The 20,490-nt window shown below is 70.1% G+C and carries 16 protein-coding genes; 5 read left to right on the forward strand and 11 right to left on the reverse strand.

Annotation, left to right across the window (positions count from 1 at the left end; translation table 11 throughout):
* The 3 genes from ACO0LU_RS10030 to ACO0LU_RS10040 all read right to left on the reverse strand — a co-directional run.
* Positions 1-949 (reverse strand): IS481 family transposase (locus ACO0LU_RS10030; protein WP_424791224.1); only part of this gene is annotated, 949 nt, incomplete at its 3' end.
* A 135-nt stretch (positions 950-1,084) separates the two neighbouring features.
* Complete coding sequence (valS, locus tag ACO0LU_RS10035) at positions 1,085-3,745, reverse strand: valine--tRNA ligase (RefSeq protein ID WP_424791225.1); 2,661 nt, start codon at positions 3,743-3,745, stop codon at positions 1,085-1,087.
* A gap of 72 nt (positions 3,746-3,817) precedes the next feature.
* Positions 3,818-5,038, reverse strand: coding sequence for a carbohydrate kinase family protein (locus ACO0LU_RS10040; protein ID WP_424791226.1), 1,221 nt, complete (start codon positions 5,036-5,038; stop codon positions 3,818-3,820).
* A gap of 56 nt (positions 5,039-5,094) precedes the next feature.
* On the opposite strand from ACO0LU_RS10040, the gene ACO0LU_RS10045 reads away from it, so the two are divergent.
* Positions 5,095-6,411 carry a 6-phospho-beta-glucosidase gene (locus tag ACO0LU_RS10045; RefSeq protein ID WP_424791227.1) on the forward strand — a complete coding sequence of 439 codons (1,317 nt, stop codon included), beginning with the start codon at positions 5,095-5,097 and terminating at the stop codon, positions 6,409-6,411.
* Positions 6,412-6,438: 27 nt separating this feature from the next.
* Here the strand turns inward: ACO0LU_RS10045 and lipA are convergent, their stop codons facing one another.
* Together lipA and lipB are read right to left on the reverse strand one after the other, a co-directional pair.
* Positions 6,439-7,422 carry a lipoyl synthase gene (gene lipA / locus ACO0LU_RS10050; protein WP_424791228.1) on the reverse strand — a complete coding sequence of 328 codons (984 nt, stop codon included), beginning with the start codon at positions 7,420-7,422 and terminating at the stop codon, positions 6,439-6,441.
* Entirely contained in the window at positions 7,419-8,090 is a 672-nt protein-coding gene (gene lipB / locus ACO0LU_RS10055; RefSeq protein ID WP_424791229.1) for a lipoyl(octanoyl) transferase LipB, read from the reverse strand. Before lipB ends, lipA begins: the two co-directional genes overlap by 4 nt.
* Before the next feature lie 163 nt (positions 8,091-8,253).
* Here lipB and ACO0LU_RS10060 point away from each other — a divergent pair, with 163 nt between their 5' ends.
* Together ACO0LU_RS10060 and cofE are read left to right on the forward strand one after the other, a co-directional pair.
* Positions 8,254-9,258, forward strand: coding sequence for a TIGR03557 family F420-dependent LLM class oxidoreductase (locus ACO0LU_RS10060; RefSeq protein ID WP_424791230.1), 1,005 nt, complete (start codon positions 8,254-8,256; stop codon positions 9,256-9,258).
* On the forward strand, positions 9,258-9,989 hold the full coding sequence (gene cofE / locus ACO0LU_RS10065; RefSeq protein WP_424791231.1) for a coenzyme F420-0:L-glutamate ligase: 732 nt from the start codon (positions 9,258-9,260) through the stop codon (positions 9,987-9,989). Before ACO0LU_RS10060 ends, cofE begins: the two co-directional genes overlap by 1 nt.
* A gap of 30 nt (positions 9,990-10,019) precedes the next feature.
* Here the strand turns inward: cofE and ACO0LU_RS10070 are convergent, their stop codons facing one another.
* From ACO0LU_RS10070 to ACO0LU_RS10085, 4 genes are read right to left on the reverse strand one after another with little or no spacing between them, the layout of a single operon-like run.
* Positions 10,020-11,303, reverse strand: coding sequence for a phospholipase D-like domain-containing protein (locus ACO0LU_RS10070; protein WP_424791232.1), 1,284 nt, complete (start codon positions 11,301-11,303; stop codon positions 10,020-10,022).
* A gap of 9 nt (positions 11,304-11,312) precedes the next feature.
* Positions 11,313-12,095 (reverse strand): ABC transporter ATP-binding protein, encoded by a 783-nt coding sequence (locus ACO0LU_RS10075; RefSeq protein WP_424791233.1) that lies wholly within the window; start codon positions 12,093-12,095, stop codon positions 11,313-11,315.
* Between the two features lie 8 nt (positions 12,096-12,103).
* Positions 12,104-13,204 carry a putative F420-0 ABC transporter permease subunit gene (locus ACO0LU_RS10080; RefSeq protein ID WP_424791234.1) on the reverse strand — a complete coding sequence of 367 codons (1,101 nt, stop codon included), beginning with the start codon at positions 13,202-13,204 and terminating at the stop codon, positions 12,104-12,106.
* A complete protein-coding gene (locus ACO0LU_RS10085; RefSeq protein ID WP_424791235.1) occupies positions 13,201-14,223 on the reverse strand; it encodes a putative F420-0 ABC transporter substrate-binding protein in 1,023 nt (340 codons plus the stop codon). The genes ACO0LU_RS10080 and ACO0LU_RS10085 overlap by 4 nt, the downstream gene beginning before the upstream one ends.
* A gap of 150 nt (positions 14,224-14,373) precedes the next feature.
* On the opposite strand from ACO0LU_RS10085, the gene ACO0LU_RS10090 reads away from it, so the two are divergent.
* Positions 14,374-15,120: an SDR family oxidoreductase gene (locus ACO0LU_RS10090; RefSeq protein ID WP_424791236.1), complete on the forward strand. Its 747-nt coding sequence runs from the start codon at positions 14,374-14,376 to the stop codon at positions 15,118-15,120.
* 62 nt (positions 15,121-15,182) lie between these two features.
* On the opposite strand, the gene ACO0LU_RS10095 is transcribed toward ACO0LU_RS10090, so the two are convergent.
* Both ACO0LU_RS10095 and ACO0LU_RS10100 read right to left on the reverse strand, forming a co-directional pair.
* Entirely contained in the window at positions 15,183-15,998 is an 816-nt protein-coding gene (locus ACO0LU_RS10095; protein WP_424791237.1) for a hypothetical protein, read from the reverse strand.
* Positions 15,999-16,028: 30 nt separating this feature from the next.
* Positions 16,029-16,847 (reverse strand): hypothetical protein, encoded by an 819-nt coding sequence (locus ACO0LU_RS10100; protein ID WP_424791238.1) that lies wholly within the window; start codon positions 16,845-16,847, stop codon positions 16,029-16,031.
* 239 nt (positions 16,848-17,086) lie between these two features.
* Between ACO0LU_RS10100 and ACO0LU_RS10105 the strand changes: the two genes are divergently transcribed.
* The gene (locus ACO0LU_RS10105) at positions 17,087-20,485 is read left to right on the forward strand and encodes an efflux RND transporter permease subunit (protein WP_424791239.1); all 3,399 of its coding nucleotides are present in this window, start codon (positions 17,087-17,089) and stop codon (positions 20,483-20,485) included.
* Positions 20,486-20,490 lie beyond the last annotated feature (5 nt).

Genomic DNA, 20,490 nt, shown 5'->3' on the forward strand with positions numbered 1-20,490 from the left:
CGATAGCGGTGTGGGCTCGATGATGATTGTAGTCGTGGAGGAATGCCTCGTAGGAGGCTTCACGTTCGGTCTCACTGGAGTAGGGCCTGGCGTAGGCCCACTCGACTATCAGGGTCCGATTGAACCTCTCGGCTTTCCCGTTCGTCTGCGGGCGGCGGGGTTTGGTGCGCTTGTGCTTGACCTGCGGGCCCAGCGCGTGCTTGAAGTCCCCGGACCGGTAGCAGGAACCGTTGTCGGTCATCACTGCCGCCACGGTCACGCCGATCCCGTCGAAGAAGGCGTTGGCGCGGTTCCAGAACGCGGCGGCGGTGTGTTTCTTCTCGTCATCGAGGATTTCGGAGTAGACCAGGCGGGAGTGGTCATCGACGGCGTGGTGCAGGTACCGGTACCCGCGTGAGGGCGACGCGCCAGCTCTGGCTGCCTTGTCGCGTGTTGAACCGGCGCGCCGATCCTGTGATGAACCGCGGCCGTGAGCCCGCCAGCCGCCGCCGTCGGGAATCCGGCCCAGTTTCTTGACGTCGACGTGGACCAACTGGCCGGGCCGATCAACTTCGTACCGGTGAGGCTGGGGCCGGCGCACCGGCAGGCCGGTAGCTTGATCGATGCACTCCAGCCTGGGCATTCGGTACCGGGCCAGCACCCGACCCACAGTCGAGCGGGCAATCCCCAGGTGGTAGCCGATGCGGTGCGGGCCCCACCGCTTGTTGAATCGCAGGGAGATGATGCGCCGCTCGGCGCGCAGCGGCAGCCGGGACGGGCACCGATGCGGGCGGCTGGATCGGTCTTCGAATCCGGCCCCTCTTCGGTGGCGGGCCACCCACCGGGACACGGTAGCCGGTGAGACCTGGAACCGTTCGCCAACCCGGCGCTGGGACCAGCCGGCCTCAACGACCAGGGCAACCATCCGGGCTCTACCTTCAGGTGTCAGGGGTGCATTACGGTGAGTCACGGAGACCTCCGAACGTTCGATGAAATGGTTGGTACACCCATCGATATCGGAGGTCTCCTTCTAACTCACGGACCGATCACAACGTGTCGAGGAAGTACAGCTAGACGGCGATCCACGGACCCTGCCGGGCAGGGCTCAGCGAGCCGGAGCGTCCTCGATCTGCAGGTCCCCGTGCACCGCGACTTCGTCCCCGACGGCGAATGTCAACTGGCCACCGACCACTCCCGCGGCCCGCAGATCGCCCCGCGCCTGCTCCAGCAACGCCGGGTCCGGTGCGGTCAACCGCACATCGCCGAACGGGGTGCGTTGGGAGACCTTCGCGGTCGACTTCAACTTGCGCAGTGCGCTGAGCGCAGCCCCGGAGGCATCGAGCAGGTCGAGGTCGGCACCGCCGCCCGCGGCGCGCAGCGGCTCCGCGGAGGGCCACGAGGCTCGGTGTACCGAGCCTTCGCGCCACCAGGACCAGACCTCCTCGGTGGCGAACGGCAGCACCGGGGCGAACAACCGCAGTAGCACGTCCAGGCCCAGCCACAGCGTGGCCCGGGCCGAGGCCACCGCGGTCGCCGGGGCGTCCCCGCCGCCGTAGGCGCGTTCCTTCACCAGTTCCAGGTAGTCGTCGCAGAAGGTCCAGAAGAAGGTCTCCGTCACCTCCAGGGCGCGGGTGTGGTCGTAGGCCTCCATCGCCGCGGTAGCCTGCTCGACCACCCGGGCCAGGTTCGCCAGTACCGAGCGGTCCAGCGGCTCACTCACCGAGGCGGGATCCAGCCGCACCTGTTCGTCGCCCGCGAAGGACAGCGCGAACTTGGAGGCGTTCAGCATCTTGATCGCCAGACGCCGCCCGATCTTCATCTGGGTGGGTCGTTGCGGGTCGAACGCGGCATCCGCGCCCAGCCGGGCTGAGGCTGCCCAGTAACGCACCGCGTCGGCCCCGTGCTGTTCCAGTAGGCCCATCGGGGTGACCACGTTGCCCTTGGACTTCGACATTTTCTTGCGGTCCGGGTCCACGATCCAGCCCGAGATCGCGGTGTGCTTCCAGGGCAACCGGTCGTGCTCGAGGTGGGAGCGCAGCAGGGTGGAAAACAGCCAGGTGCGGATGATGTCCTGACCCTGCGGGCGCACGTCCATCGGGTAGACCCGGGCGAACAGGTCCTCATCGTCCAGCCACCCGCCGGTGATCTGCGGGGTCAGGGAGGACGTTGCCCAGGTGTCCATGATGTCCGGGTCGCCGACGAACCCGCCGGGCACCGCGCGCTGGTCCTCGGTGTACCCCGGGGCCGGCTGTGCGGAGGGGTCCACCGGCAGGGCTGCCTCATCCGGGAGGATCGGGGTGGTGAAGTCGGCCTCGCCGTCGGTGTCCACCGGGTACCACACCGGGAAGGGCACGCCGAAGAAACGCTGCCGGGAGATCAACCAGTCACCGGAGAGGCCATCAACCCAGTTCTGGTAGCGCACCCGCATGAAGTCGGGGTGGAACTGCAGTTCCTTCCCGCGCGCGGTCAACTCGCTGCGCAGAGACTCCTCCCGGCCGCCGTTGCGGATGTACCACTGCCGGGAGGTGACGATCTCCAGGGGCCGGTCACCCTTTTCGAAGAAGTTCGCCTTGCGCTGCACCGCTTCGGGTTCGGCGAGGAGGTCACCGCTGTCCCGTAATGCTTCCACGGTGGCGGCCCGGGCGGAGAAGGTGGTCCTGCCCGCCAATGCGGAATCGTACAGCGCCGCGCCCGCCCCGCTGATCCACTCCGGCGACTCTCCCTGCAGCCTGCCGTTGCGACCGATCACCGACCGGGTCGGCAACTGCAGGTCCCGCCACCAGCCCACATCGGTCAGGTCACCGAAGGTGCAGCACATCGCGATCCCGGTGCCCTTGTCCATCTCCGCGCCCGGGTGGGCCAGCACCGGCACCTCCACGCCGAACAGCGGGGTGCGCACCGTGGTGCCGAACAGCGGGGCGTAGCGCTCGTCGTCGGGATGAGCGATCAGTGCCACGCAGGAGACCAGCAACTCCGGGCGGGTAGTCTCGATGACCACCTGCTCGCCGCCGTCCGGGGTGTCGGAGTGGAAGGCGACCTTGTGCATGTGCCCGGGATAGTCCCGGGCTTCCAACTCGGCCTGCGCGACTGCGGTCTGGAACGTGGTGTCCCACAATCCCGGTGCCTGCGCCTGGTAGGCCTCCCCGCGGGCGAGGTTGCGCAGGAACGCCGTCTGGGCGACCCTCTGGGCGCGGGCATCGATGGTCTGGTACTGATGCGACCAGTCCACGCTCAACCCCAGGTGTCGCCACAGGTGCTCGTAGGCCTGTTCGTCCTGCGCGGTCAACGCCAGGCACAGTTCCACGAACTTGCGGCGCGAGACCGGCACCTGGTCGGCCGGTCTGATGGTCTTGGAGCCATCACCGGGAGGGGTGAAGTTCTCCTCGTAGGGCAGCGTCGGGTCGCAGCGCACCCCGTAGTAGTTCTGCACCCGGCGCTCGGTGGGCAGGCCGTTGTCGTCCCACCCCATCGGGTAGAACACCTCCCGGCCGCGCATGCGCTGGTAGCGGGCCACCAGGTCGGTATGGGTGTAGGAGAAGCAGTGCCCGATGTGCAGCGACCCGGACACCGTCGGTGGTGGGGTGTCGATGGAGAAGACCTGCTCGCGGGTGGCGCTGCGGTCGAAGGCGTAGGTGTTCTGCTCCGCCCACGTCTGAGCCCAGCGATCCTCCAGTCCGTCCACGCCTGGTTTGTCCGGTACCTGCGCGACCGGGCGGATGGGCTCGGTCGGCACGGGCGGGGGACCTGCGGGGCTGGAGGTAGTCATGAGCGGTATCTTCCCAGACTCAGTGGGGTGGCCGGAAATCGTGCCCACGGTCCCGGGCTCACGCGCGAGACCTCACCCGCCCGGTGGGCGCTGCGGGCACGTCGCGGGCGTATCGGCGTCGGAGAACCGGGCGATGGTGGCCTCGGCCCGGCGCACCCGCCGGGTGTCGGCGCCGGCGAGGGCGTCGCCCATGAAGGCGTGGTCGGCGCGGGTCCGTTCGGCGACGGGATCGCCGGTGCCGGCCCGGGCCTGCACCAGGTGCCACCAGTCGGCCAGGTCACCCCAGCCCGGGGCGGCCAGGGAACCACCGAACTGTTGCACCGCCAGCGCCGAACACAAGGCCGCGAACCGTAGGCGCTGGCGGAGCGGCCAGCCTCGCAGGGTGCCCGCCACCAATGACGCGGCAAAGACGTCTCCGGCCCCGGTGGCATCGGTCAACTCCACCGCCAGTGCCGGGATCTGCTCGCGTTCACCCGTGGAGTGGTCGATCGCGGCCACCCCGGCGGCACCATCGGTCACCACGGCCAGGGGCACCAGGTCGGCCAGTGCGGCCAGCGCCCGGTCCGGGGTGTCGGTGCGGGTGTAGCCCATCGCCTCCGCCGCGTTGGGGATGAAGGCGTGGCATCCATCCAGGGCGCGCAGCACCGCGGGGTCCCACGTCTGCTCCGGATCCCAGCCGGCGTCGGCGAACACCAGCGCACCCTCGGCGGCGGCGCGGCGCCACCAGTGCTGTTCCCTGGTGGCCGGATCGCCCAGGTCCACCAGCACGCTCGCAGCGCTCGGCGGGCGGTGCAGCGCAGCGGTCACCGAGTGCGGCGGCGGATGGCCGTGGGTGACCATCGCCCGGTCGGCTTCGACCGCCAACGACACGGTCACCGGGGTGTGCCAGCCGGACTGGCGCCGGGACGCGGACAGGTCGATGTGTTCCTGCTCGCTGAGCACCTGCCACATCCAGTCCCCGTACAGGTCGTCGCTGAACGCGGCCGCCAGAGCGGTGCGCAGACCGAGTCGGGCGGTGGCCACCGCCAGGTTCGCGATGCCGCCGGGACTGGAGCCCATACCTCCGGTCCACACCTCGGTGCCGGGGGCGGGTGGATGGGGAAAGCCGGTAAACACGATGTCGAAGAAGACCATTCCGGAGAGCATCACGTCGACCACAGGTTCGGCGTCGCCGCCGGCCCGCTCCGTGCCGGTCGGCTCAGCGTCAACCGGCGCAGCGCCCTCCCGCTCAGCATCAACCTGCTCAGCGGTGTCGGCCCCACCCTCGGGGCCGGTCGGGTTGGTGGCAGCCATCGCCCCTGAGTGTGCCACTCGCCCTCCGTCAGCGTCACGGCGATACTGTGACCGGTATGCAACTGACCATCCTCGGCGGTGGGGGCTTCCGGGTTCCGCTGGTCTATCGCGCGCTCACCCGGGCTCACCAGCGGGCGAGACCGACGTCGGTGGTGCTCTACGACGTCGACCCGCACCGCCTGAAGGTGATCGCGCAGGTCTGCACCACGATCGCTGCCGCGGTCCCGGGCGCCCCACCAGTGCGTACCACCTCGGACCTTGACCAGGCGCTGCGCGGTGCCGACGTCATCTTCAACGCTATCCGCGTCGGTGGCACCGCCGGACGGGTCGTCGACGAACGCATCGCGATCGAGGCCGGGCTGCTGGGCCAGGAGACGATCGGCGCCGGTGGACTGGCCTTCGCCCTTCGCACCCTGCCCATCGCCACCAGGATCGCCACGCGCATCGGCCGGCTGGCCCCGGATGCATGGACGATCAACTTCACCAACCCCGCCGGGATGATCACCGCGGGGATGCGCGCCCACCTGGGGGATCGGGTGTTCGGCATCTGCGACACCCCTCTGGCCCTGGTGGCCCGGGTGGCCCGGGTGCTGGGGGTACCGGCCGAGCAGTCCCGCCCGGACTATCAGGGCATCAACCACTTGGGCTTCCTCACCGGCTTCTTCCACGAGGGCCAGGATCTGCTGCCGGCCCTGCTCGCCGATCCGGAGCGGCTGGGCCGGCTGGAGGAGGCACGAATCCTCGGTACCGACCGGATCCGGCGGGCCGGGGCGATCCCGAACGAGTACCTGTACTACTACGTCGCGGAACCACAGGCCCCGCCCACCACCCGCGGGGAGTTCCTGGCCGCCCAGCAGGCCGCCTTCTACGACGCCGGTGCCGACGGCGACGCCTACGGACGCTGGCAGGCGGTGCTCGACGAGCGGGAGTCCACGTACATGGCGGAGGCGCGCTCGCAGGAGCGCCGCAGCGACGACGTCGCCGTCGGTGGCTACCACGACGTCGCCGTGGACCTGATGGCAGCGCTGCGGACCGGACGCCCGGCCCGGATGATCCTGGGCGTACGCAACGCCGGCACCATCGCCGCCCTGCCGGACGAGGCAGTCGTGGAGGTGCCGTGCACAGTCGACGACGACGGGGCTCACCCGATCGCGCCCCGCACCGAACTGGGACAGGAGCAGGCGGCCCTGATGCGCTCGGTCATCGGTGCCGAGACCAGCCTGGTCGCAGCGGTCGGCGCAGGGTCTCGCGAACTGGCCGTGCAGGCCTTCGCTGCGCACCCACTGGTCGGTGGACGGGCGCGGGCTGAGGCCCTGGTGCGGGCCTACGCCCGAGCACACTCCCGCATCGCCGAGGTGCTGATCAACCCCTGACTCCCGTCCGGCGGCCGCGGAACCGGCTCAGACGCCCTGTGCGAAGTCCACGCTGTCGGCCAGGTGCTGCAAGTGCTCGGGCACCGGACGCCCCTTGGCGAGCATCGACGTCGCCCACAGCCGCCCGGCCCGGTAGGAGGAACGCACCAGCGGCCCCGCGAGCACCCCGAGGAAGCCGATCCGCTCGGCGACCTCCTTGAGCTCGACGAACTCCGCCGGAGGCACCCAGCGCTGGACGGGCAGATGCCTCGGGCTCGGGCGCAGGTACTGGGTCAGCGTGATCAGGTCACAGCCGGCCTCCTGCAGGTCCCGCAGTGCGCCCACGATCTCCTCGGGCTCCTCGCCCATCCCCAGGATCAGATTCGACTTGGTGATCAAGCCGTAGTCACGGGCCTGGCTGATCACCGCGAGGGAGCGCTCGTACCGGAACGCCGGCCGGATCCGTTTGAAGATCCGCGGCACGGTCTCGACGTTGTGCGCGAACACCTGCGGGCCGGCATCGAACACCTCGCGCAGGAGGGCCGCCTTGCCGGAGAAGTCGGTGGCGAGCAGCTCCACACCGGTGCCCGGATTGAGCCGGTGGATCTGCCGTACGGTCTCGGCGTGCAACCATGCGCCCTCGTCGGGCAGGTCATCACGAGCCACCCCGGTGACGGTGGCGTAGCGCAGCCCCATCTCCCGGACGGATTCGGCGACCCGGCGCGGTTCGTCGGTGTCGTAGGCGGCCGGTTTGCCGGTGTCGATCTGGCAGAAGTCGCAGCGGCGGGTGCACTGGGAGCCGCCGATGAGAAACGTGGCCTCGCGATCCTCCCAGCACTCGTAGATGTTCGGGCAGCCGGCTTCCTGGCAGACGGTATTGAGGCTCTGCTCGCCGACCAGGGATCGCAACCGTCGGTACTCGGGTCCCAACCGGGCCCGGGTCTTGATCCACTCCGGCTTCTTCTCGATCGGGGTCCGGGAGTTGCGGACCTCGAGCCGGAGTAGTTTGCGGCCCTCCGGTGGGGCGCTCACCGGGCCACCAGCGCGTGCGTCATCGGTTCCGTCGCCACCTCTCGGCTGAAGTCGGGGACATGGGCGTGGATCGCCCCGATCAGGTCGGCAGGGTCGATCCGGGAGCCCCGCACGGCGCTGAGGGTGGTGACGCCGGCGTCGGCGATGCCACACGGGACGATCGCGGCGAAGGGCTCGAGGCTGTTGGAGCAGTTGATCGCGAAGCCGTGACCGGTCAGGCCCCGGGCCACCCGGATCCCGACCTGGGCGACCTTCGCCGGAACAGCCTCTCCGACGTCCACCCACACCCCGGACCGATCCGGTACCCGGAACCCGGTCACCTGGTGCTCGGCGAGCACGTCGATAACCAGGGACTCCACCCGGCGCAAGTACCCCACCACGTCGCGGGGGCGGCGCAGGGCCAGGATCGGGTAGCCCACCAACTGACCGGGGCCGTGCCAGGTCACCTTCCCGCCACGGTCGACCTCAACGACGGCCGAGCCGTCGGTGGGGAGTTCCTCGGCCCTGGTGCGCCGGCCTGCGGTGTAGACGCTGGTGTGCTCCAGCAGGAACAGCGTGCCGGCGGAAGCGCCGGTGCGCACCCGTTCCCGTTCCTCGCGTTGCAGATCGAGTCCGCGCTGGTAGTCGAGGTAGGCGGGCGCGAGGCCGGCGGTCCTGACGGTGAGCATGGATGTAGCGTACGGGTTATTGGACGCGGCCCAAAAATGCGGGGTGGGGTCTCGTTCGTTGGGACGTCCTGTCCGGGCCGCGCGGGGTGCGGCGGGAGCGGTGCGGCCGCACGAGTGCCGGCAGGACCCTCGGCCCTGCCTGCCGCCGGTAGGCTTGACGTCCATGGGCTGCGCGATCGGGTACTCGGCGATGCTGGCGCAGTTCCCGCCGGCCGCGGCGGTCGCCCTGAGCGCGTTGGCGCAGGAGCACGGCTTCACCGGCACCATGGCGGCCGACCACTTCCAACCCTGGGTGCCGGCGCAGGGACAGGCCCCGTTCGTCTGGAACGTCCTGACCGCGATCGCCGAACGCACCAGCGGTGACATCGGCCCCGGCGTCACCGCGCCGACCTTCCGTTATCACCCGGCGGTGGTGGCCCAGGCCAGTGCCACCCTGGCGGCGATGTACCCCGGGCGGCACTGGCTCGGACTGGGTTCGGGGGAGGCTCTGAACGAACACGTCACCGGGCAGTACTGGCCCGAGGCACCCAGCCGGATCGCCCGGCTGTTCGAGGCGATCGAGATCATCCGCCGACTCTTCACCGCCTCCGCCGCCGGTAGGGACGCCAAGTTCTCCGGGGAGTACTTCCAGTTGGAGTCCTCCCGGTTGTGGACCATGCCGGAGCAACCCCCGCCCATCCTGGTAGCGGCCTCAGGCCCGGTGACGGCGCGCCGCGCCGGTGCCCGTGCCGACGGGCTGATCACCCAGGAGGCGCCACCGGAGCGCCTGGCGATGTTGTTGGCCCGGTTCGCCGAGGGCGCCAGGGAAGCGGGTAAGGACCCGGCTGTGATGCCCAAGGTGTTGCAGGTGCACCTGTCCTGGGCGCCCACCGACGGCGAGGCGCTGGACAATGCCATGACGCAATGGCCCACCGGGGCGATGCGGTTCTCCACCGCCGATGTCCGCTCCCCGTTCACCGTCGCCCAGATGGCCAGGATGCTCCGTCCGGAGGACTTCGAGGGTCAGCTGGTGATCTCCTCCGACCCCGACGTGCATCGCTCGGCGCTGCAGCGCTACATCGACCTGGGATTCGACCGGATCTACCTGCACAACGTGGGTCGCAACCAGGCCGAGTGGATCGAGGTCTTCGGCGCCGAGGTACTGCCCGCATTGAAAGGACGCACCTGATGCTTCTCGCCCAGGCCCCCGAAGGCCTGCCGGAGATCACCTCCGGCACGGACCTGGCCGCCGTACTCACCCCGGTGCTGGGGCGCCTGACCTGGCCGGGCGGAGAAGCCGGCATCGCCGATGACGACGTGGTGGTGATCGCCTCGAAGATCGTCGCCAAGGCCGAGGGGCGGTTGATGGCCGCAGCCAGCCGGGAGGAGGCCATCGACGCCGAGAGCGTGCGGGAGGTCGCCCGGCGGGACCGCGAGGACGGACCGCCGCTGCGCATCGTGCAGACCCATCACGGCCTGGTCCTGGCCGCCGCCGGAGTGGACACCTCGAACGTGCCCCCGGGCACGGTGCTGCTGCTGCCCAAGGACCCCGACGCCTCCGCCCGGGCGATCCGGCGCGGCCTGCACGCCCGGCTCGGGGCACGCCCGGCGGTGCTGATCACCGACACCGTGGGCAGGCCCTGGCGCCGCGGTGTCGCCGACATCGCCATCGGCGCCGCCGGTATCGAGGTACTGGCGGACCTGCGCGGGCAGCATGACGCCCAGGGGGTGCCGTTGCAGGCCACGATCATCGCCCAGGCCGACGAGATCGCCGCCGCCGCGGATCTGGTCCGCGGCAAGACCGGGGGGCGCCCGGTAGCGGTGGTGCGCGGGCTGAGCGTGACCCGGACCGAGGATGGCCCCGGGGCCCAGGTGGCGATCCGCCCCCCGGAGGAGGACATGTTCCGCACCGGCACCTGACCTGTCAGCCTGCTGCGCGCGGCGGCTGGCTCACAGCAAGGGGGAGAACGGGCGGATCAGCCTCTCCAGGACCCGGTGGCCCAGGCTGCGGGCGTTCCATTCCTCGGCGGTCAGTTGGCGGCAGTTGGTCAGGTCCACCGCGAAGATCTCCTCCATGTGCTGCGCCAGTGCGGCATCGAAGAGTTCGAGGTTGATCTCGAAGTTGCCGATCAACGACATCCGGTCGATGTTCGCGGTACCGATGGTGGACCAGCGTCCGTCCACCGTCATCGTCTTGGCATGCATCATGGCGTCCTGGAACAGCCACAACGTGACCCCGGCCTCAAGCAGCTGGGTGTAGTGGGAGCGCGCAGCCCAGTCGGTGACGATGTGGTTGGAGATCTCCGGGATCACCACCCGCACGTCCACACCCCGCCGGGCTGCCGCAATGAGGCCGCGCAGGATCTCCCGGTCCGGAATGAAGTAGGCCTGGGTGATATAGATGTGGTGCTCGGCCCGGTCCATCGCGTCCAGGTAGACCCCGCGCACCGGGAACAGCATCCGGCTCGGGGCGTTCTGCGCCGCCCGGATCCGCGGTTCCCAGAGCTTGACGCCCTGGTCGGGAAGTTCGGGGTGGCGCGCCTTGCGGTGGTCGTTCCAGAAGTCCACGAACGCGTTGGACAGTTCCCAGGTGGCCGGCCCCTCCAGCCGCAGGTGGGTGTCGCGCCACTGGGTGGCATAGAGGGAACCGATGTTGTACCCGCCGATGTACCCGACCTCGTCGTCGACGACCAGGATCTTGCGGTGATCCCGGCCGGTCTTACGGAGGTTGAAGGTGAGCAGCCCCGGGCGGAAGAGCGGGAAGTGCAGCAGGTGCAGGGTGGGCAGTTTCGGGAATCTCTTGAACCGTGGATCGACCACCAGGTTGCCCCAGGTGTCCACCACCACGTACACCTGCACACCACGCCGGGCGGCGGCGATCAATGCCTGCTTGAACGCCGCACCGACCTCATCACCCTTCCAGATGAAGGTCTCGAAGTAGATGGAGTGCTCGGCACTGCGGATGGAGTCCAGCATTGCCGCATACAGGTCCTCACCGAAGGTGAAGGTGGTGGCTTTGGTGCCGGCGATCTCGGTGGACCGGGGCGCCATGCGGGGGAAGACACCGCGGTAGGGGTCGCGCAACTTCCGCAGGTGCTCGGCCACCACCACACCCACCAGCGCAGCCAGGTGCACCGCCGCGACGATCCGGATCCACCATTGGGCGGCCCGGCCCAGGGACGTCCAACTCGGGCGCGGGAGGTCAAACTGCAGCCGCGGCCCCCGATTCGTCATAGGTCCAACCTAGGTGATCGGCACCCCGAGACGGGACAGGATGAGCGCGCGCCCACCGGATGTCGACACCCACTCCGCGCCCACACCCCACACCGCGCCGATCAGGTCGGCGGTCAGGACCTCCGCGGCCGTACCGGAAGCGGCGGTGCGGCCGTCCTGGAGTACCAGCAGGTCATCGCAGGTCCGGGCGGCCTGGTCCAGATCGTGCATCGCCACCAGCACCCCGGTGCCGGCGGCGGCCACGGCGTGGATCAGGTCCAGCACCTGCAGCTGCGCCGCCACGTCCAGGTGATTGGTCGGCTCGTCCAGCACCAGCACCTGAGGTTCCTGCGCCAGTGCCCGGGCCAGGTGCACCCGCTGGCGCTCACCGCCGGAGAGGGTGGCGATGTCCCGCTGTGCCAGATGGGCCGCGCCGGTGCGCTCCAGGGCGTCCATGGCCAGTTTCACGTCGGCCGGGGAATCCGCGGCGAATGCGCCCAGGTGGGGGGTGCGCCCCAGCAACACCACGTCGAGCACGTCCATGGACACCTCGGTGGGGGAGTCCTGGGACACGAACGCCACCGTCCGGGCACGCTCGCGCCGGCTCATCGTGGCCACGTCCGTGCCGTGTAGGTGCAACCGGCCGGCCTGCGGTGACAGCGCCCCCACGACTAGGCGCAGCAAGGTGGACTTCCCCGCCCCGTTGGGGCCGAGCACACCGGTGATCCCTCCGGCGCGCACGCTCACATCCACCCCGTCCAACAACGTGACGTGCGGTGCCACGCGGTAGGTCAGCCCGCGCGCGGTCAGCACCGGCACTATCATGTGCCACCTGCCGTGGCCTTGCGGTTGCGCATCAGCAACCACGCGAACACCGGCGCCCCGATCCCGGCTGTGAACACCCCGACGGGCACCTCCATCGGTGCGAACACCACCCTGGCCGCGGTGTCAGCCCAGAGCAGGAACAGCGCCCCGGCGCAGGCCGACAGCGGCAGCAACCAACGGTGGCGGCGGGTCAGGGCCAGCCGGATGATGTGCGGGATCACCAGCCCGACGAACCCGATCGCGCCGCTGACGGCCACCATCGCCCCGGTCAGGAGCGCGCTCATGGTCAGCAGCATCCAACGCATCCCCCGCACGTTCACGCCGAGCGAGGCCGCGGAGGTGTCCCCGAAGGCGAAGGCGTCCAGGGACCGGCCCGCCCCGATCAGCACCACCCCGATCACGGCCAGGCACACCCCGGCGATCAGCACCGAGGCCCAGCTGGCCCGTGCCAGCGACCCCAGCAGCCAGCCCAGGATCTCCCGGTAGGAGTCCCCGCGGGTGGTGGAGAAGATCGCGAAGGAGACCAGCGCGGAGCAGGCCTGCGCCACCGCGATCCCGGCCAGGATGGTGCGCGCCGGTGTGAGGGCCCCACCGACTCCGGCGAGCGCGAGCGTGGCCGCCAGGGCCAGCAGAGCACCGGCGAACGCCGCGACCGGCAACCACAGTCCCACCCCGAGCAGCAGCACCGCCACCGCACCCAGCGCCGCTCCGGAGGAGACCCCGAGCAGGTAGGGATCGGCCAGCGGGTTGCGCGTCAGGCCCTGCATCACGACTCCGCACAGCGCCAGCCCGGCTCCCACCGCCATGGCGGTCAGCACCCTGGGCGCCCGGCCCTGCCACACGATCGCATCCCGGGCCGGGCTCAGCGGGTTCGCGGCCTGCTCCACCCCAGGTAGCACCCCGCTGAGGTGGTGCCAGCCCGAACCGAGAATCTCCGCGGCGCTGACCCCCGCCGGCCCGATCCCCATCGCCACCACGCCAGAGAGGACCAGCCCGAGCACGCCCAGCACCAACCAGGGAGCCAGACGCGGCCGCTGCGGTAGCGCGGGTCCGGTGGGGGCCTCCAGCCCCCGGCGTGGGGTGACGGTGGCGGTCATGGTGACCCGGCCTCTACCTGCGCCAACTGCTCACCGAGGTCGACGGCGGCGGCCGCGGACCGGATCCCCGCCTCGGTGGTGGGGAAGTCCAGGATCAGGTACCGCCCCTCGCTCACCGCGGGCAGCGCGGCCATGGCCGGCACCGACTCCAGCACGGAGATCTTGTGCTCGGCGGTGTTCCAGTCCGAGTCCACCAGCACGATCACGTCCGGTTCGGCATCGGCCACCGCCTCCCAGGACATCGACGCCCAGCTGTCCTCGATTCCGCCGGCGATGTTCTCCAGCCCCACGGTCTCCATCAGCAACTGTGGTGCGCCGATACCCGCCCCCACGAACGGGGTGTCCGAACCGGAGGAGTACCACAGGGCGCTGAGCCCGGCCTCGGACGCCGTCACCTCCTCGAGGCGGGCCTGCTGCGCGGTGACGAGTTGCGCGGCGGCCTCTGGCACGCCGAAGATCTCCCCGGCCTGGTGGATCTGGTCTGCGATGTCGGCGAAGGTCAGGGGGTCGGGCATGTAGTCCTCCCCCTGGCAGGCCGGTGGGGATACGTAGGTGGCGATGCCCAACTCGTGCAGGGACTCCCGCGACCCCAGGCCCTCATCGGTGAACGTGGACTCCCAGCCGGCGAAGATCAGGTCCGGGTCGGCGGCCAGGACCACCTCGGTGGACGGGTCCCGTTCGGCCAGTTCGGGCACCGGTGCGGCCGCGTCAGTCAGTTCGGGGGGTACCGGACCATCCAGGAAGGCGTGCCCGACCACGGCCTCCCCCATCCCCAGAGCCAGCACCAGTTCGAAGGTGGTGGACTTGACGGTCACGATCCGCTCCGGGGAGTGGGAGAAGGTCACCTCGGTGCCACAGTTGTCCACCGTGACCGGGTAATGACCGGCCCCGCCGTCGTCGGCCGCGTCCGGGGCGGACTGCGGTCCGGTGGCCGGGCCGGTGGGTGCGGCGGTGCTGCATCCGACCAGGACGAGCGCGGCAAGGGTCAGCGGCACAGCGTGACGGACACGAGGGTTCACGGGGGCTCTCCGGATGGATCGGTGATCTGGCGGGCCAGAGCCGGGCCCGGACGTCCGGACAGAGTCGGTCCGGGGTTGGCCGGGGCAGAGAGGACCCGGTGTCCACCGACCATCCTACGCAGGTCCCGGGCCGGCTGGCAGGATGGTGGCATGAACAGCGGTAAGCGCATTGTGGTGACAGGAGCCTCCAGCGGTATCGGGGCGGCAACGGTCAGGCTGCTCAGCAGCCAAGGTGCCCAGGTGATCGCGGTGGCACGGCGGGCCGAGCGACTGGCCGTGGTGGCCGAGGAGTCCGGCGCCGACTATGTCGTGGCGGACCTGGCGAGTGACGACGGCGTGGCGCAGTTGGCTGCGGCCGTCACCGCGGGCGGGGGTCTGGACGCCCTGGTGAACAACGCCGGCGGGGCTCGTGGCGCGGACCCGGTGGAACATGCTGACGTGGACCAGTGGGAGGAGATGTACCGGATCAACGTGCTGACCACCTTGCGCACCACCCAGGCCCTGCTGCCGGCGCTACGACGAGGCGAGGGTGGGGACGTCGTCGTCGTCACTTCCACCGCCGCCCACGACACCTACCCCGGTGGCGCGGGGTACGTCGCGGCCAAGCACGCCGAACGCGTGATCGCCGGCACCTTGCGCCTGGAACTTGTCGGCGAGCCGATCCGGGTGATCGAGATCGCCCCCGGGATGGTCAAGACCGAGGAGTTCGCACTGCGCCGGCTCGGGGATGCCGCGGCGGCCGAACAGGTCTACGCCGGAGTGGACCAGCCGCTCGTGGCCGACGATGTCGCCGAGGCGATCGCCTGGACCCTGAGCCGGCCCCGGCACGTCAACATCGACTCCCTGACGATCCGGCCGGTCGCCCAGGCCTCCAACACCGTGGTTGCCCGTCGCTGAGCGGGCCCCTGGCCGCCGGCCGCGGCTGACCGGCAGCCCCGAGCAGCCCCGGACAACTCCGTTTACAGGCAGCCCTGCTCGGTGGCCCCCCGCGTACAGATCTGGGTGGCTTCCACGCTGACCAGCCGGTAGCCGTCACCACCTTCGTCGCTGGCGAAGATGTGCAGCCGGTGGCCGTTGATGGAGTCGTCGGCATAGCCCTGGACGTCGACCACGATGGTGGTCAGGTCCCCTTCCTGGACGTCCTCGGCCACCGTCATGTCCAAGTCGGGAGCGCCGTCCTCCTGCAGCTCCTCGACCACGGCGGCGGCCAGGTCCGCCATCGAGTCCTGGGGCCCGGGGTCGCTGATCTGCGAGGTTTCGTCGGTCACCATGCCCAGATAGGCCAGGTAACGCAGGTTCGCCCAGCCCACCCGGTCCTCGACGTCCAGTTCCAGCCAGATCGCCATGTCATCCAGCTGCCGGGCGCGCCCGGTCAGGGCGACGTCGGAGGTCAGCGGGGCCAGGGCGGTCACCTCCGGGGAGGCCGGGTCGGGCAACTCGCGCACGTACAACACGTCGTCGTGCGCCACCCCGACCACGTCGACGGTCTCGCCCTCGGTGTACAGGTCTACCGTCTGGCCCGGGAGATCTGCCTGGTCGGCGGGCTCGGTCCCCGGGCCGCCGAAGCCGTTCTCCTCCTCATCGGTCTGCTCGCCCTCGCCCGGTTCGGTCTCGTCCGGGTCGGTCTCGTCCGAGTCCGGTCCGGTCTCGTCCTGTTCGGCCTCGGTGGTGGTCTCCTGCGGCGGTGGTTCCTCGCCGTCGCCGGTGCAGGCACTCAGGAGGAGTGCGGCGGCCAGAGCCGCGGCAGCGGTGGCGGTGATTCGGGTACGGAGCATGTCAGCCTCCTGGGCTCGTGGTCCTGCGGGTCAGAGGCACAAACCATCCTCGGAGACCCCGCGCGTGCAGATGATGGTGCGTTCGACGAACTCGACCTGGATCGTCCCCGATGCGGTCGTCCCGGCGCGCATCAGGAGTCGTTCACCCTTCTGGGCGTCGTCGGGGATACCGGTCACATCGACGGTGACGTCGGGGGAGTTGACCGGGCCGGAGATGCCGGAAACGGCGATCCGGGCGTTGTCGATCTCGGCGGCACCGTTGAGTTCGGCGGCTCGGGCGCCCACGGCCAGGGCCAGGTCCTCGACGGAGTCGGCCGGGTCCACATCGGAGAAGTCCTCATCGGCGTCGGCGGTCCGGCCCAGGTAGCCCAGGAACGTCACGTTCGCCCACCCGGTCACGCCCTCGGCCTGGACCTGGGCCCAGATCCCCCAGTCGTCCACGCTGCGGTTGTGCCCGGTAGCCACCACGGGCCGGGTGAGCGGATCAAGTTCTGCGACCACGGTGGCGCCCGGGTCGGGGAGTTCGCGCACGTTCAGGACGTCGTCATGATCGACCACGACCACGGCGAGTTCATCGCCCTCCCAGGGGAAGATCTCGATGACCTCACCGGGCAGGTCGTCGCTGTGGCCACCGGCGCTGGAGCCGCCCTCGTCAGTCTCCGGCTCGCCGTCCTCGCTGTCCTCGCCGTCCTCGACATCACCGTCGGCCCTGTCCCCGGCGTCGTCGGCGGTGGGGGACTGGTCCGCACCGGTCTCGCCGTCCGGTTCGGACTCATCGCCGGTGCACGCACCCAGCCCCAGGGCCAGGCCCGCGGCCAGGACGGCGGCGCAGACGCGGGTGCGGAGCATCGTCAGCCTCCCTGCTGATGGGTTAACGCCGGTGCACATGGTCTGTGTTGTGAGTGTCCCGAGTGTTTCACGGCGAGGTACACCGTTGTGCCAGGCGCGCTGGCGCCGGTGCCGGCCGGCCGGGTACCCAGGTAATCTGAGGTGGCTACGGCAACGCCTTCAGGCGCGGCCCGCCCGAGCCCCTCCTCCCGCGCGAGGCCGCACCTCTGCGCCCGTACCTGCACCGGAGACACCACGCCGTGATCGCTTTCGCTCGCTTCAGCCTTCGCAACCGTGCCCTGGTGGCCCTGGCCGCGATCATCGCCGTCCTCGGGGGCCTCTGGTCGGCGGCGACGTTGAAACAAGAACTCATCCCGGATTTCGAGTTGCCCATCGTGGTGGTGATCACCCCGTACCCGGGAGCCTCCCCGGATGTGGTCGATGACCAGGTCAGCGTGCCGATCAGCCAGGCGGCCACGGCTGTGCAGGGCCTGGAATCCACCACGGCGACGTCGAACGCGAACGTGTCCACGGTGTTGCTGGAACTGGCGTACGGCACCGAGGCGGGTACGGCACAGCAGCAGATGCAGATGGCGTTGTCCCGTTTGTCACTGCCCGAGGCGGCCGACCCGCAGGTGATGGTGGGTAGTTTCGACGATCTGCCGGTAGTGCAACTGGCGGTGACCGCGCCCGAGGATCCGGAGCAGACGGTGCAGACGCTGCGTGACGTGGTGGTGCCGGAACTGGAGGCGCTCGACGGCGTACGGGACGTGTCCCTGAGCGGTGCGGTCGATGAGGTGGTCACCATTGATGTGGACGCGGGCGCTCTGGCTATGGCCGGACTGTCCCCGGACGTGATCGTCAGCACCCTGGACTCCCACGGCATGGTGATCCCGGCGGGCACCCTGCGCGATGATCCGCGCGCGCTCAACGTTCAGGTGGGTGAGGCACTCGAGGGTGTCGACGACGTGGCCGCCCTACCCCTGCGCAATGCCGAGGGCGAGGTGCTGCGCCTGGATGAGGTGGCCGAGGTCTCGGTGGAACAGGAGGAGGCCACCTCTTTCGCCCGCACCAACGGCCAGACCTCCTTCGGACTGGCGGTGACGGCCACCCCGGAGGGAAACACGGTAGAGATCTCCGACCAGGTCGCCGACCTACTGCCGGAGTTGGAGCAGTTCCTGGCCGAGGGCGCGGAGATCTCGGTCATCATCGACCAAGCCCCGTTCATCACCCAGTCCGTGCAGGACCTGGGGGTCGAGGGCATGCTCGGTCTGATCTTCGCCGTGATCGTCATCCTCATCTTCATGCGCGCCTGGCGGCCCACCGGGGTGACGGCGCTGTCCATCCCGCTGTCCCTGCTGATCACGATCATCGGCGTGAACGTGGTGGGGTACACCCTGAATCTGCTCACCCTGGCGGCGTTGACGGTCTCCATCGGCCGGGTGGTCGATGACTCCATCGTGGTGATCGAGAATATCGAACGGCACCTGTCCTACGGCGGTCCCAAGCACCAGGCGGTGCTGACGGGCGTGCGGGAGGTGGGCGGTGCGATCACCTCGGCCACCGTGGCCACCGCAGCGGTGTTCGTGCCGATCGGTCTGGTCGGGGGTTTGGTGGGCGAACTCTTCCGCCCGTTCGCCTTCACCGCTGCCGCCGCATTGCTCGTCTCGCTGTTGGTCGCGTTGACGATCGTGCCGGTGCTCGCGTGGTGGTTGCTGCCCCTTGCCAAGGGCGCCCCGTCAGAAGCCGAACCCACGGCCGGTGCCGGGCAGCGCGGGCACGTGGGGGCGCACGAGCAGGCCCAGGAGCGCCGGGGCCCGCTGCAGCGCGGCTATCTGGCGACGCTGCGCCTGGCCCTGGCCCACCCGGTGATCACTCTGCTGATCGCCGCCGGCCTGCTCGGCGGGACCGTGGCGTTGGTGCCGCAGATGGAGACCGAGTTCATCGGGGATTCCGGGGACAACACCGTCAGCATCGCCCAGTCGCTGCCCAGCGGCACCTCGCTGCAGGCTCGCGACGAGGCGGCTGCCCAGGTCGAGGCGATCCTGGAGGACATCGAGGAGGTCCAGACCTATCAGGTGACCGGCGGTGAGGCCGAGGGCGTGATGGCGTTCGTCGGCGCGGGCCAGGACGCGACGTTCATGGTGAGCCTGGACCTGGAAGCCGACGCGGCGCAGGTGGAACAGCGGCTGCGCGAGGAGTTGGCGGACCTGGGCTCCGACGCGGGGGAACTCACCGTCAGCCCGGGACAGGCGGCTCTGGCCGGAGGCGTGGAAGTGGTGGTCACCGCCGCTGATTCCGAGGATCTGGCCGATGCCGCACAGCAGGTGCGCGACGCCGTCGTCGAGGTGCCCGACACCACCGACGTGGCCAGCAACCTGGCCGAGGACCTGGCGACGGTGACGGTGAGCGTGGACCGCGACGGGGCCGCGGAGGTGGGCCTGAGCGAGGCTCAGGTGGGGCAGTCGGTCGCGGCCGCCCTGAACGGCATCCCGCTGGGCCAGATCATCACCGACACCGGTGAGATCGACGTGGTCATGCAGATCGGCGAGGCGCCGCTGTCGATGACCGAGCTGGAAGAACTGCCGGTGGGTACGGTGCCCGCCGAACCCGCCGGTTCCCCGGCACCAGGGGATGCCCCGGGGCAGATTCCCGGCGATGCACCGACGGACGCGCCCGAGGGAATGGCCCCCGGCGACCTTCCCGAAGGCCTCGACCAGCCCGGTCCGGCGCCGGTCGGTGAACCCGACCCGGTGTTGCTGGCAGATATCGCCGAGGTCGAGGAAGTCGACCTGCCTACCTCGGTCACCCGTAGTGGAGGTATCCAGTCCGCCACGATCACCGCGTCCTCCACCGCAACCGACCTGGGCGCCCAGGGTGCGGCACTTCAGGAAGCCCTGGACGACCTCCACCTGCCCGAGGGTGCGAGCGTTCAGGTCGGGGGCGTGATGGCCGACCAGGACGAGGCCTTCGCCAACCTGGGCCTGGCCCTGCTGCTGTCCCTGGCCATCGTCTACCTCGTGATGGTGGGCACCTTCCGGTCCCTGGTGCAGCCGCTGATCCTGATGATCTCGGTGCCGTTCGCGGCCACGGGCTCGATCGGCCTGCTGCTGATCACCGGCACCCCGCTGGGCGTGGCCGGCTTGGTCGGTGCTCTGATGCTGGTGGGTGTGGTGGTCACCAACGCCATCGTGCTGATCGACCTGATCAACCAGTACCGCCGAGCCGGGATGGGACTGGCCCGGGCGATCGAGGACGGCGCCCGGCACCGACTGCGCCCGATCCTGATGACGGCCTTCGCCACGATGGGTGCCCTGGTCCCGATGGCGCTGGGAATCACCGGTGGGGGAGCCTTCATCTCCCGGCCCCTGGCGTTGGTGGTGATCGGTGGGTTGTTCACCTCCACGATCCTCACCCTGGTGCTGGTGCCAGTGCTCTACTGGCTCGTCGAGGCACGGAAGCAGCGGCGTGGCGTGGAGTTCACCGACGTGGACGCCTTCGACGACCCGCCCCGGGTGCGCCATGGTGCCGGTGCTACGACGGGGGCGGCAACGCCGTCGGCCGTGGCGGCGGCCCCGGCCACCGACACCGAGCAGAGCGGTGCCACGGCGAAGAAGTCCAGGGCCCGGCGCCGCTGGCGACGGGCTCGCAAACGTTGAGGAGC

This window comes from Pseudactinotalea sp. Z1748 (assembly GCF_049725185.1).
Lineage (GTDB): Bacteria > Actinomycetota > Actinomycetes > Actinomycetales > Beutenbergiaceae > CALKWS01.